Source organism: Streptomyces sp. cmx-4-9, from assembly GCF_046548835.1.
Taxonomy (GTDB): domain Bacteria; phylum Actinomycetota; class Actinomycetes; order Streptomycetales; family Streptomycetaceae; genus Streptomyces.
On sequence record NZ_JAEBEE010000010.1, the window covers coordinates 194,890 to 207,153 of the forward strand.

General features: G+C 72.0%; 10 protein-coding genes. 5 read left to right on the plus strand and 5 right to left on the minus strand.

Features of this window, described 5'->3' with window-relative positions; all coding sequences use genetic code 11:
• Positions 1 to 372: 372 nt before the first annotated feature.
• The 4 genes from ACLJTM_RS29550 to ACLJTM_RS29565 form a co-directional block, all read right to left on the minus strand.
• Positions 373 to 1,206 carry an S-methyl-5'-thioadenosine phosphorylase gene (locus ACLJTM_RS29550; RefSeq protein ID WP_411106818.1) on the minus strand — a complete coding sequence of 278 codons (834 nt, stop codon included), beginning with the start codon at positions 1,204 to 1,206 and terminating at the stop codon, positions 373 to 375.
• Between the two features lie 89 nt (positions 1,207 to 1,295).
• Entirely contained in the window at positions 1,296 to 1,604 is a 309-nt protein-coding gene (locus ACLJTM_RS29555; RefSeq protein WP_411106819.1) for an FmdB family zinc ribbon protein, read from the minus strand.
• A 152-nt stretch (positions 1,605 to 1,756) separates the two neighbouring features.
• Positions 1,757 to 3,094, minus strand: coding sequence for an MFS transporter (locus ACLJTM_RS29560; protein ID WP_411106820.1), 1,338 nt, complete (start codon positions 3,092 to 3,094; stop codon positions 1,757 to 1,759).
• 441 nt (positions 3,095 to 3,535) lie between these two features.
• Positions 3,536 to 4,996 carry a potassium/proton antiporter gene (locus ACLJTM_RS29565; protein ID WP_411106821.1) on the minus strand — a complete coding sequence of 487 codons (1,461 nt, stop codon included), beginning with the start codon at positions 4,994 to 4,996 and terminating at the stop codon, positions 3,536 to 3,538.
• Between the two features lie 276 nt (positions 4,997 to 5,272).
• On the opposite strand from ACLJTM_RS29565, the gene ACLJTM_RS29570 reads away from it, so the two are divergent.
• Positions 5,273 to 8,131, plus strand: a complete 2,859-nt coding sequence (locus ACLJTM_RS29570) for a penicillin acylase family protein (protein ID WP_411106822.1) — start codon at positions 5,273 to 5,275, stop codon at positions 8,129 to 8,131.
• On the opposite strand, the gene ACLJTM_RS29575 is transcribed toward ACLJTM_RS29570, so the two are convergent.
• Positions 8,126 to 8,740 carry a 5-formyltetrahydrofolate cyclo-ligase gene (locus tag ACLJTM_RS29575; RefSeq protein WP_411106823.1) on the minus strand — a complete coding sequence of 205 codons (615 nt, stop codon included), beginning with the start codon at positions 8,738 to 8,740 and terminating at the stop codon, positions 8,126 to 8,128. The two genes, ACLJTM_RS29570 and ACLJTM_RS29575, sit on opposite strands and share 6 nt — an antisense overlap.
• 95 nt (positions 8,741 to 8,835) lie before the next feature.
• Here ACLJTM_RS29575 and galU point away from each other — a divergent pair, with 95 nt between their 5' ends.
• From galU to ACLJTM_RS29595, 4 genes are all read left to right on the plus strand, one after another.
• Entirely contained in the window at positions 8,836 to 9,738 is a 903-nt protein-coding gene (gene galU, locus ACLJTM_RS29580; protein WP_411106824.1) for a UTP--glucose-1-phosphate uridylyltransferase GalU, read from the plus strand.
• A gap of 4 nt (positions 9,739 to 9,742) precedes the next feature.
• On the plus strand, positions 9,743 to 11,095 hold the full coding sequence (glp, locus tag ACLJTM_RS29585; RefSeq protein ID WP_411106825.1) for a gephyrin-like molybdotransferase Glp: 1,353 nt from the start codon (positions 9,743 to 9,745) through the stop codon (positions 11,093 to 11,095).
• Between the two features lie 73 nt (positions 11,096 to 11,168).
• Positions 11,169 to 11,648, plus strand: coding sequence for a cyclic pyranopterin monophosphate synthase MoaC (gene moaC, locus ACLJTM_RS29590; RefSeq protein WP_411106826.1), 480 nt, complete (start codon positions 11,169 to 11,171; stop codon positions 11,646 to 11,648).
• Positions 11,649 to 11,668: 20 nt separating this feature from the next.
• A complete protein-coding gene (locus ACLJTM_RS29595; protein ID WP_411106952.1) occupies positions 11,669 to 12,250 on the plus strand; it encodes a molybdenum cofactor biosynthesis protein B in 582 nt (193 codons plus the stop codon).
• Positions 12,251 to 12,264 lie beyond the last annotated feature (14 nt).

A 12,264-nucleotide genomic window follows, 5' to 3' on the forward strand; every position in this document is an offset into this window, starting at 1 on the left:
TGCAGGGCGCAGCGCCCGCGGAACAGGCCGGAGCGGCCCCGGCCCTGGCGGAGGAGGGGGCGGGGGAGGGACCGGAAGCGGGGGAGCGGGTGGGGAAGGGTGAAGGCGAACGGGTCGCAGGGGTACGGGACATGAGGTACACCGCCAAGCAGGTCGGATGCCGTGTCCGGACCCGGCGCCCGGACACCCCTCACGATCCCGGCTCCCGCCGCCTCCCGCCCGCGCCTGTGGACAGCCCCCGGCATGGGGAAAACCCCGTCACCCCCACGGGTGCCGGGACCGGTCCGGCCACGCCCCGCAAAGAGCCCCGCGCCGCACGCCGCCGTACCCCGCACGGCGCCGCCCCGTACGCGTCCCGCGCGGCCCGGGCTGCTACGGAAGGTCGATGCCCAGGTCCCAGCCGTCGTGCGCGTGCGTGCACAGGCAGTCGCGGGTCTCCGTCGCCGGCAGCGCCGCCACCGCGTCGAAGAGGACGTGCCGCAGGCGCCCGACGTTCTCGCCGAAGACCTTGAGGACCTCGGTGTGGGAGACGCCCTCACCGGTCTCCGCGCCCGCGTCCAGATCCGTGACCAGGGCCATCGAGGTGTAGCAGAGCCCCAGCTCCCGGGCGAGGACCGCCTCCGGGTGCCCCGTCATGCCGACGACCGACCAGCCGGCCGCGGCATGCCACCGCGACTCGGCGCGCGTCGAGAAGCGCGGGCCCTCGACGACGACCATCGTGCCCCCGTCGACCGGCTCCCACTGCCGCCCCCGGGCCGCCGCCAGGGCGACCGAGCGCCCCACGGGGCAGTACGGGTCCGCGAAGGTGGTGTGCACGACGTTCGGGACGCTGCCGTCGGGCAGGGGCTCCCCGTCGAAGTACGTCTGCGCCCGGGACTTCGTACGGTCGACCAGCTGGTCGGGGACGAGCAGCGTGCCCGGGCCGTACTCGGGCCGCAGGCCGCCCACCGCGCAGGGGCCGAGCACCTGGCGGACGCCCACCGAGCGGAGCGCCCACAGGTTGGCGCGGTAGTTGATCCGGTGCGGCGGGACGGTGTGGCTGCGTCCGTGCCGGGGGAGGAAGGCCACCTGGCGGCCCGCGAGCTCACCGAGGTAGAGGGAGTCGCTCGGGGGGCCGTAGGGGGTCTCCACCCGGACCTCGGAGACGTCCTCCAGGAACGAGTAGAAGCCCGAACCGCCGATGACACCGATCTCTGCGTTCGCCATGCGGTCACCCTAACCGGGCAGGTCCCGGCGGATGCCTGAGGCCCCGCCGCCCAAGCGGGGCGGCGGGGCCTCAGGAGGAAGCCGGCGGGTCAGGCAGCCGAGGTGGAGCTGCCGCTGGAGGCGGACGTCGAGGACGACGAGGCGGCCGGGGCGGCAGCGGTCGACGGCGTGGACGACGAGGCCGGGGCCGGCTTCGTGGCAGGCGTACTGCTCGACGAAGCACCGCGGCTGTCGTTCCGGTAGAACCCGGAGCCCTTGAAGACGATGCCGACCGCGGAGAACACCTTCTTCAGGCGTCCGTCGCAGTTCGGGCACACGGTCAGTGCGTCATCGGTGAACTTCTGCACGGCCTCAAGGCCCTCACCGCACTCGGTGCACTGGTACTGGTAGGTCGGCACGAATTTCCTCCTGGCACTCTCACTCAATGAGTGCTAACGACGCTCCATGGTGACGTATTCCGGCCGTTCAGTCCACCGTCCTCGGCGTGCGGTGACCCAAACCACGCCCGAACCACGCCCGAAGCACGCCCGAACCGCGCTCGGACCGGTGCTCAGACGGTGCTCAGGTCGCGCGGCCGGGCCTGCGTGCCGACGCTCCCTGCCGCGCTGCCCGAGGCCTTCTCCGCCGCGCCGCCCGAGGTGTTCCCGGAGGCGTTCACGATGCGGCTGGGCGCCTTCGGAGCCAGCTTGCCCCGCAGGGCCAGCAGGGTGACCAGGGCCACGGCGGTGGCCGCCAGCGGCACGAGGAACCCGTACGAGGAGCCGTGCGCGTCCGTCAGGCGTCCGGCCACGACCACGGCGATGGCCTGCCCGAAGGCGACCGCGCCGGTCAGCCAGGTGAAGGCCTCGGTGCGGGCGTTCGCCGGGATCAGCGATTCGACCATGGTGTAGCCGGTGATCAGGGCCGGGGCGATGCACAGGCCGACCAGCAGGCCGAGTGCGGCCAGCAGGACCGTCGAGTCGGCCGCCCACAGCAGCGACGCGGTGGCGGTCAGGCCGATGTAGCCGAGCAGCAGCCGGCGGCGCGGGCCGATCTTCCAGGCGATGGCGCCCATGGCGATGCCGGCGACCATGTTGCCGGCCGCGAAGATCCCGTACAGCAGGCCGTTGGCGCCCGGGTTGCCGATCTCGTTCGAGAAGGCGGCCAGCGAGACCTGCATGCCGCCGAAGACGGCGCCGATCCCGAGGAAGGCGACGATCAGGACGCGCAGGCCGGGGAAGGACAGGGCCGAGGCGCGCTTGGCGGCGCCGGCGACCTGGACGTGGGGCTTGGGCTGGGTGCCGCGCCGGGCGGCGAACAGCAGGCCGCCGATCAGGGTCAGGGTGGCCTCGGTGATCAGGCCGGCCGAGGGGTGCAGGCCGGTGCAGAGCGCGGTCGCCAGGACCGGGCCGACGACGAAGGTGAACTCGTCGGTGACGGACTCGAACGCGGCGGCGGTGGGCAGCAGCGGCGAGCCTTCGAGCTTGGCGGCCCAGCGGGCCCGGACCATCGGGCCGACCTGCGGCACGGAGGCGCCGGCCGGGATCGCGGCGGCCGCGAGCGCCAGGACCGGCGCGCCGGCCAGGGCGAGGGCGGCCAGGCCGCTCACGGCGGCGGCGTGGACCAGCACCACCGGCAGCAGCACGGCGCTCTGGCCGCGCCGGTCGGTCAGGTTGCCCATCACGGGGGCGCACAGCGCCATCGAGACGCCGGTGACGGCGGCGACGATGCCGGCGTTGGCGTAGGAGCCGGTGGTGTGCTGGACGAGCAGCAGGATGCTGATGGTCAGCATGCCGAAGGGCAGCCGGGCGGCGAAGCCGGGGAGAAGGAAGCCGAGGGCGCCGGGCGTGCGCAGGAGCTGCCCGTAGCCGGGTCGGGCGGACGTGTCGGTCGTGACCGCGGATGTCACGGCCTGGCCTTTCCGCTGCCTGGTAGAGCGTCCCCGTCTGCGGACGATGCTCCGCCTTGTGAGCGGCCGCACCCGTACATGTGGGAGCCCCGAGAGCTGTCCTCTTGCGCAGAACCGAGTGATACCTGGGCGCCCACTGCGGGGGGTGCCACGGCCGCTTTGCGGTCGCGCCAGCTCTGCGTCAGGCAGAGTTGGTTCGATATGGTGTGCCTTAATCATACAGGGGACGGCGCAAGTGCGCCCTGTGATTGTGCCGACAATGGATCTCTTCACCTGCGATTAACTGGAACTTCGCATTCCAGGGCCCCGTAAACGGGGCTATATCAGGCCACACCGCGCGAAAATTGGCAGAATTGGAACGTCGTTCTAGAACGTCACTCTAAAGCGCCGCTCCAGCGGGACGCTCCGGAACGACTCTTCCGAACGACGCTCCGGATGCCGCTACCGCGCCGCCCCGTTCCCCGTGCCGAGCCAGCCGGCGAGCTTGCCGCCGCGGGCCACGGCCCGCAGCCGCGCCTCGGCCGCGTCCCGGACCGGGTCGGTGGCCACCACCAGCAGCTCGTCCCCGCGCCGCAGCACGGTCGAGGGCGCCGGTACGAAGCTCTTCGCGTCCCGGACCACCAGGGTGACCGAGGCGCCGGCCGGGAGGCGCAGCTCGCCCACCTCGACGCCGTGCATCCGCGAGGCCGGCGGGATCGCGAAGGACAGCAGGTGTCCGCGCAGCTTCTCCAGCGGGGCCGACTCGATGCCGAGGTCGGAGGCGCCCTCCTGGGAGTCGCCGAGCTTCAGCTTGCGCGCCAGCCACGGCAGGGTCGGCCCCTGCACCAGGGTGTAGACGACGACCAGCACGAAGACGATGTTGAACACCCGGTCGCTGCCTTCGATCCCGGACACCATCGGGATGGTCGCCAGGATGATGGGCACGGCCCCGCGCAGGCCGGCCCACGACATCAGGGCCTGCTCCTGCCAGGGGATTCGGAAGGGCAGCAGGCTGATGAAGACCTCCAGCGGCCGCGCCACCATGGTGAGGACGAGGCCGATGGCCACGGCGGGCCAGAAGTCGTGCACCAGCTCGTGCGGGGTGACCAGCAGACCGAGCAGGACGAACATGCCGATCTGGGCGATCCAGCCGAGGCCGTCCGCGAAACCGCGGGTGGCGGGCCAGTGCGGGAGCTTCGCGTTCCCGAGCACCATGGCCGCCAGGTAGACGGCGAGGAAGCCGGAGCCGTGCGCGATGGCGCCCGCCGCGTAGGCCGTGATCGCGATGGCCATCACGGCGATGGGGTACAGGCCCGAGGCGGGCAGGGCCACGTGCCGCAGTCCGTACGCCCCCGCGAATCCGACGGTCAGGCCGATCGCGGCGCCGATGGCCAGCTCCAAGGCGATCTTCCCGAGCAGGACGTACCAGTCGTCCACCGGCCCGACGGTGGAGAAGGCGACGACGAGGATGACGACGGGAGCGTCGTTGAACCCGGACTCGGCTTCCAGTACGCCCGTGATCCGCGACGGCAGCGGCACCTTGCGCAGCACCGAGAAGACGGCCGCGGCGTCGGTCGAGGAGACGACCGCGCCGATCAGCAGGGCCTGGCGCCATTCGAGCCCGACGAGGTAGTGCGCGCCCGCCGCGGTCACGCCCACGCTGACGGCGACGCCGACCAGCGACAGCACGACCGCTGCCGGCAGGGCGGGTTTGATCTCTGTCCACTTGGTGCCCAGACCACCCTCGGCGAGGATGACGACGAGTGCGGCGTACCCGATGACCTGGGTCAGCTCGGCATTGTCGAAGACGACGTTGCCTATGCCGTCCTGGCCTATCGCGATGCCTATGCCGAGGTAGATGAGCAGGCTGGGCAGGCCGCTGCGTGAAGAGATGCGTACCGCCGCGACGGCGACGAGCAGCACGAGCGAGCAGACCAGCAGAAGCTCATTGAGCGTGTGGACAGTCAGTGGGCGACCCTTTCCTCAAAGCGCCGGAGGATCGGCTCGATCGGCGCGTTCGGCAAGTGTTTCGTTACCTTACCTAATCTTTGACGCTTTCTTGACGCGATACCCACATTGTGAAACGCCTGTTCGGCCCTGTCCTCACCAGCTCCACCCCTGGCGGATCATCGAGCCGGGTCCTGCGCCTATGGTTGCTCCCAGCACTCCCAGGACCACCCTGCCCCTCGAAGGACAGCGATGCCCGCCAACGAAACCGCTCCTCCCGCCAAGAAGAAGGGGCGACGTGCCCGTCTGATCGTGCTCGTACTGGTCCTGGCGCTGCTCGCGGGCCTCGGCTACGGGGCGTACTGGGGCGTCGACAGCGTGCGCGCCTCGTTCCCCCAGACGACCGGCTCCCTCAAGGTGCCGGGCCTGACCGGGACCGTCGACGTCAAGCGTGACGACCACGGCATTCCCCAGCTCTACGCGGACAACGACGAGGACCTCTTCCGCGCGCAGGGCTTCGTGCACGCCCAGGACCGGTTCTGGGAGATGGACGTACGCCGCCACATGACGTCCGGGCGGCTCTCCGAGATGTTCGGCTCCGGCCAGGTCGAGACCGACGCCTTCCTGCGCACGCTGGGCTGGCGGCAGGTCGCGCAAGAGGAGTTCGACAAGAAGCTCTCGCCCGAGACGAAGAAGTACCTGCAGGCCTACGCCGACGGGGTCAACGCGTACCTCAAGGGGAAGTCCGGCAAGGACCTCTCCGTCGAGCACGCGGCGCTGAAGCTCAGCGGTGACTACCGGCCCGAGCAGTGGTCGCCGGTGGACTCGGTGGCCTGGCTCAAGGCGATGGCCTGGGACCTGCGCGGCAACATGCAGGACGAGATCGACCGTGCGCTGATGTCGAGCAAGCTCACCCCGCAGCAGATCGACGAGCTCTACCCGCCCTACCCCTTCGACCGGAACAAGCCGATCGTCGAGGGCGGCAAGACCGACGGCGGCAAGTACGCCCCCCAGGGCACCGGCGGCTCGGGTTCGAACCGCGGCACCGGGACCGGCATGGGCACCGGCACCGGGACCGGCACGGGGACCGGATCGCTGGCCTCCGCCGGCGGCGGCACCTCCACCGGGCTGGCCGGCGACGCCACCGCCCAGGGCGCGACCGTGGGCCTGCGCACCCAGCTGACCTCGCTGGCCGAGACCCTGGACGAGATCCCGGCGATCCTCGGCCCCAACGGCAGCGGCATCGGCTCGAACTCCTGGGTGATCTCGGGCAAGTACACGACCACCGGCAAGCCGCTGCTCGCCAACGACCCGCACCTGTCCCCGCAGCTCCCCTCGGTCTGGTACCAGATGGGCCTGCACTGCCGCGCCGTCTCGGCCCAGTGCCAGTACGACGTGGCCGGCTACACCTTCTCCGGCATGCCCGGCGTGGTCATCGGCCACAACGCCGACATCGCCTGGGGCATGACCAACCTGGGCGCCGACGTCACCGACCTCTACCTGGAGCAGGTCAGGCCCGAGGGCTACGTCTACGACAACAAGGTCCTCCCCTTCACCACCCGTGAAGAGGAGATCAAGGTCGCGGGCGGCGCCAGCAAGAAGATCACCGTCCGCACCACCAACAACGGCCCGCTGATCTCCGACCGCAGCGAGGAGCTCGGCACCGTCGGCGCCCGGGCCCCCGTCGCCAGCTCGGCCCCCGACCGCGGCGACGGCTACGCGGTCGCCCTGCGCTGGACCGCCCTGGACCCGGGCAAGTCCATGGACGCGGTGTTCAAGCTCGACCGGGCCAAGGACTTCGACAGCTTCCGCGCCGCCGCGGCCGACTTCGAGGTGCCCTCCCAGAACCTGATCTACGCCGACAACAAGGGCCAGAGCGGCAACATCGGCTACCAGGCCCCGGGCCGCATCCCGGTCCGCGGCCAGGGCGACGGGCGCATGCCCGCGCCCGGCTGGGACTCCAAGTACGCCTGGAAGGGCGGCAGGGACGGCAACGCCGGCTACATCCCGCAGGGCGAGCTGCCCTGGGACCTCAACCCCGCCCGCGGCTACATCGTCACCGCCAACCAGGCCGTCGTCGAAGGCGGCACCGGCTCGGGCAAGTACCCGAACCTGCTGACCACCGACTGGGGCTACGGGGCCCGCAGCCAGCGGATCAACGACCTCATCGAGGCGAAGATCAAGGACAGCGGCAAGATCTCCACCGACGACATGCGCACCATGCAGATGGACAACAGCAGCGAGATCGCCGCGCTGCTGACGCCGATGCTCGCGAAGGTCGACGTGTCGGACCCGGCCGTGCGCTCCGCGCAGAAGCTCCTCGACGGGTGGAACTACACCCAGGAGCCCGATTCGGCCGCCGCCGCGTACTTCAACGCGGTCTGGCGCAACATCCTGAAGCTGTCCTTCGGCGACAAGATGCCGAAGGAGCTGCGCATCGAGGGCAGCTGCATGAACGTCAAGGGCGACGGCACCGGCCCCGCCGACGACCTGGCCAAGACGGTCCGCGAATGCGGCACCCGCGCCGCGGACTCGGCGCAGCCGGACGGCGGCGACCGCTGGTTCGAGGTGGTCCGCCGCCTGGTCAAGGACGAGAAGTCGCCCTGGTGGCAGTCGCCCGCGGCCCGCAACCAGCCGGCCGCCACCACCCGCGACGAGCTGTTCGCGCGCGCCATGGCGGACGCCCGCTGGGAGCTGACGGCCACGCTCGGCAAGGACCAGTCCACCTGGAGCTGGGGCCGCCTGCACCAGCTGACGCTGAAGAACCAGACGATCGGCACCGAGGGCCCCGGCTTCCTGCAGTGGCTCCTCAACCGCGGGCCGTGGAACCTGGGCGGCGGCGAGGCCACCGTCAACGCGACCGGCTGGAACGCCTCCAGCGGGTACGGGGTCACCTGGGTCCCGTCGATGCGGATGGTCGTGAACCTCAACGACCTGGACAAGTCCCGCTGGATCAACCTCACGGGCGCCTCGGGCCACGCCTACAACGGCCACTACACCGACCAGACCACGATGTGGGCCAAGGGCGAACTGCTGGACTGGCCCTTCGGCAAGGAGGCCGTCGACAAGGCGACGGTCGACACGCTGACCCTCAAGCCCGAGGGCTCATGAGCTGAAGCGGACCACCCCCGAGGGGGTGGCCACCGCCCGGACGGGGTGGTCGTGCGGTTCCTCCGGGACGTGCGCGACCACCTCGTCGTCGTAGAGGAGCACCACAAGCGCCGCGCTGCTGCCGGCCCGCTCCAGCCGGGCCAGGACCCGGTCGTAGGAGCCCCCGCCGCGCCCCAGCCGCACACCGCGCCGGTCCACCGCCAGCCCCGGCAGCAGGACGGCGTCCGCCCCGGCCACCGCGTCCGGCCCGAGCGCCGGCCCCGTCGGCTCCCAGAGCTGCATCTTCCCGGGGTGCGCGGCGGCGGCGAGGCTGCCGGGGCCCTCGTACGGCGCCCAGTCCAGGTCGTTGTCGGGCAGCAGCAGGGGCAGCAGGACGCGCTTGCCGGCCGCCCGCAGGGCGTCGAGCAGCTCGCGGGTGCCGGGTTCGGAGCCGACGGAGACGTACGCGGCCACCGTGGCGGCGCCGGCCAGTTCGGGCAGTCCGAGCGCCCGTACGGCGAGGGCGGCGGCGGCCCCTTCGCGGTCCCGCGGCGACAAGGCGCGGCGCGCGGCCAGGAGTTCTCGGCGCAGCGCGGCCTTCGCGGAAGCGGAGGAGAGGTTCTCGGTCACAGCGGATGCCAATTTCTTCGGTAAATAGGTACATAACTGGATCTACCTGCTGCGATCGCGTCAGGTGTTCGGCAGGACCCACTATCGTTCGGGGCATGACTATGTTGCACCCCGTGATCAAGAAGGCCGTGATTCCGGCCGCGGGCCTCGGTACTCGCTTCCTCCCGGCGACCAAGGCGACCCCGAAGGAAATGCTTCCTGTCGTGGACAAGCCGGCCATCCAGTACGTGGTCGAGGAAGCCGTGGGCGCCGGACTGGACGACGTACTCATGATCACGGGGCGTAACAAGCGCGCTCTGGAAGACCACTTCGACCGGAACTACGAACTGGAATCCGCGCTCATCGCCAAGGGCGACGACGACCGGCTGAAGAAGGTCCAGGAGTCCAGCGACCTGGCCACCATGCACTACGTCCGCCAGGGCGACCCGCGGGGCCTGGGCCACGCCGTGCTCTGCGCCGAGCCGCACGTGGGCCGCGAGCCCTTCGCCGTCCTCCTCGGCGACGACCTCATCGACCCGCGCGACCCGCTGCTGCGCCAGATGGCCGACATCCACGCCCGCACCGGCGGGACCGTCATCGCGCTGATGGAGGTGGACCCGGCCATGGTGCACCTCTACGGCTGCGCCGCCGTCGAGGCCACCGACGAGGACGACGTGGTCCGCATCACCGGACTCGTCGAGAAGCCGGACACGGCGGACGCCCCCAGCAACTACGCGGTCATCGGACGCTATGTCCTCAACCCCGCGATCTTCGACATACTGCGGGAGACCGAGCCGGGCCGCGGTGGGGAGATCCAGCTCACCGACGCCCTGCAGAAGCTGGCCGCGGACGAGAGCGTCGGCGGCCCGGTGCACGGCGTGGTCTTCCGCGGCCGCCGCTACGACACCGGCGACCGCGGGGACTATTTGCGGGCCATCGTCCGACTCGCGTGCGAGCGTGAGGACCTCGGCCCGGAGTTCCGCACCTGGCTTCACCGTTACGTCACGGAGGAGATGTAGCACCTTGAGCAGTTCCGCACCGCAGGACACCGGCCGGCAGCAGGACGAGCAGCGCCTCTGGTCGGTGGACGAGCACCTCGCGGACATCCTCGCCGCGGTCCGGCCGCTGGAGCCCATCGAGCTCCAGCTGCTCGACGCCCAGGGCTGCGTCCTGGTCGAGGACGTCACGGTGCCCGTCGCCCTGCCGCCCTTCGACAACAGCTCCATGGACGGCTACGCCGTCCGCACGGCCGATGTCCAGGGGGCGAGCGAGGAGTTCCCCGCGGTGCTGACGGTCATCGGGGACGTCGCGGCCGGCAGCGGCGAGCTGCCGACCGTGGGCCCCGGCGAGGCCGCCCGCATCATGACGGGCGCCCCGCTCCCACCCGGTGCGCAAGCCGTCGTCCCGGTCGAGTGGACCGACGGCGGGACCGGCGGCGGCGCCGCCTCCGGCATGACCCCGGCCAGCGCCGCCCCCGAGGGCGCGGCGGGCGAGGTGCGGGTGCACCGGGCGGCCGAGGCCCGGGCGCACGTCCGCTCGCGCGGCAGCGACGTCCAGGCCGGGGACCTCGCGCTGGCCGCGGGCACCGTCCTCGGGCCGCCGCAGATCGCCCTGCTGGCCGCCGTCGGGCGGGGCACCGTCCGGGTGCGGCCGCGCCCCCGCGTGGTGGTCCTGTCCACCGGCAGCGAGCTGGTGCAGCCCGGCGAGGCGCTGGCCGCCGGGACGATCTACGACTCCAACAGCTTTGCGCTCGCAGCGGCCGCGCGGGACGCCGGGGCCATCGCCTACCGGGTGGGGGCCGTGGCCGATGACGCCGAGGTCCTGCGCGCCACCATCGAGGACCAGCTGATCCGGGCCGACCTGCTGGTCACCACCGGCGGGGTCAGCGTCGGCGCGTACGACGTGGTGAAGGAGGCGCTGACCGCCGTGTCCAGCGGCGACGAGGACGTAGACGGGGCCGGCATCGACTTCCGCAAGCTCGCCATGCAGCCCGGCAAGCCCCAGGGCTTCGGCTCCGTCGGCCCCGACCACACCCCGCTGCTGGCGCTGCCGGGCAACCCGGTCTCCTCGTACGTCTCCTTCGAGCTGTTCGTGCGCCCCGCGATCCGTGCGCTCATGGGCCTGCCGGAGTCCGAGGTGAGCCGGCCGAGCGTGCGCGCGGTGCTGAAGGCCGACCGGGGGATCAGTTCGCCGGCCGGCCGCCGCCAGTTCCTGCGCGGCGCGTACGACGCCCAGAGCGGCACGGTCAGCCCGGTCGGCGGATCCGGCTCCCATCTCATTGCCGCACTGGCGCACGCCGACTCCCTCATGGTGGTCCCGGAGGACGTCACCTCGGTGGAGCCCGGGGCCGAGCTGGAAGTGGTCCTGCTCGGCTGAAGCGGGGCCGGTGCGGGTAGCGTGTTGCACCACACAGGCCCCCGGGGGCCCGGACGGAAGCGGCGCGCAGATCATGAGTACGCAGAGCAGGCTGACCCACATCGACGAGGCCGGCGCGGCCCGGATGGTCGACGTGTCCGAGAAGGACGTCACCACCCGCACGGCGCGCGCCAGCGGACGGGTGCTCGTGTCCCCCCGCGTGATCGAACTGCTGCGCGGCGAGGGCGTCCCCAAGGGCGACGCCCTCGCCACCGCGCGGATCGCCGGGATCATGGGCGCCAAGAGGACCCCGGACCTGATCCCGCTCTGCCACCCGCTGGCCGTCTCGGGCGTCACGGTGGACCTGTCGGTCGCCGACGACGCCGTGGAGATCCTCGCGACGGTGAAGACCACCGACCGCACGGGGGTCGAGATGGAGGCGCTGACCGCCGTCGCGGTCGCCGGACTGACCGTCGTCGACATGGTCAAGGCCGTCGACAAGGGCGCCGTCATCACCGACGTCCGGGTGGAGGAGAAGACCGGCGGCAAGTCCGGCGACTGGAACCGCTCGTGAACGCCCCGCGCGGCGGCGAGGTGCACAGCCACCTCCCCGCGACCGGTGAGGCCTGGGCGGCCGAGCCGCCCCGCGCCGCCGCGGGCCCCTCACTGCGGGCCCTGGTGGTCACCGCCTCGAACCGGGCCTCGCAGGGCGTGTACGCCGACCGGGGCGGCCCGCTGCTCACCGCGGCGCTGGAAGGACTCGGCTTCGCCGTGGACGGGCCCCGGGTGGTACCGGACGGCGATCCCGTCGGCCAGGCGCTGCGCGAGGGCGTGGCCGCCGGCTACGACGTCATCCTGACCACCGGCGGCACCGGCATCTCGCCCACCGACCGGACCCCGGACGCCACCGCGAAGGTGCTGGACTACGAGATCCCGGGCATCCCGCAGGCGATCCGCGCCGAAGGGCTTGCGAAGGTACCGACCGCGGCCCTGTCACGGGGCCTGGCGGGCGTGGCCGGGCACACCCTCATCGTCAACCTGCCGGGCTCCACGGGCGGGGTCCGCGACGGACTCGCCGTGCTCTCCCGGCTGCTCCTGCACGCCGTGGACCAGATCCGGGGCGGCGACCACCCCCGGCCGGGCGAGGACGCGAGACCCTCCGGGAGCGCGAGCTGAACGGCCCCTCCTGG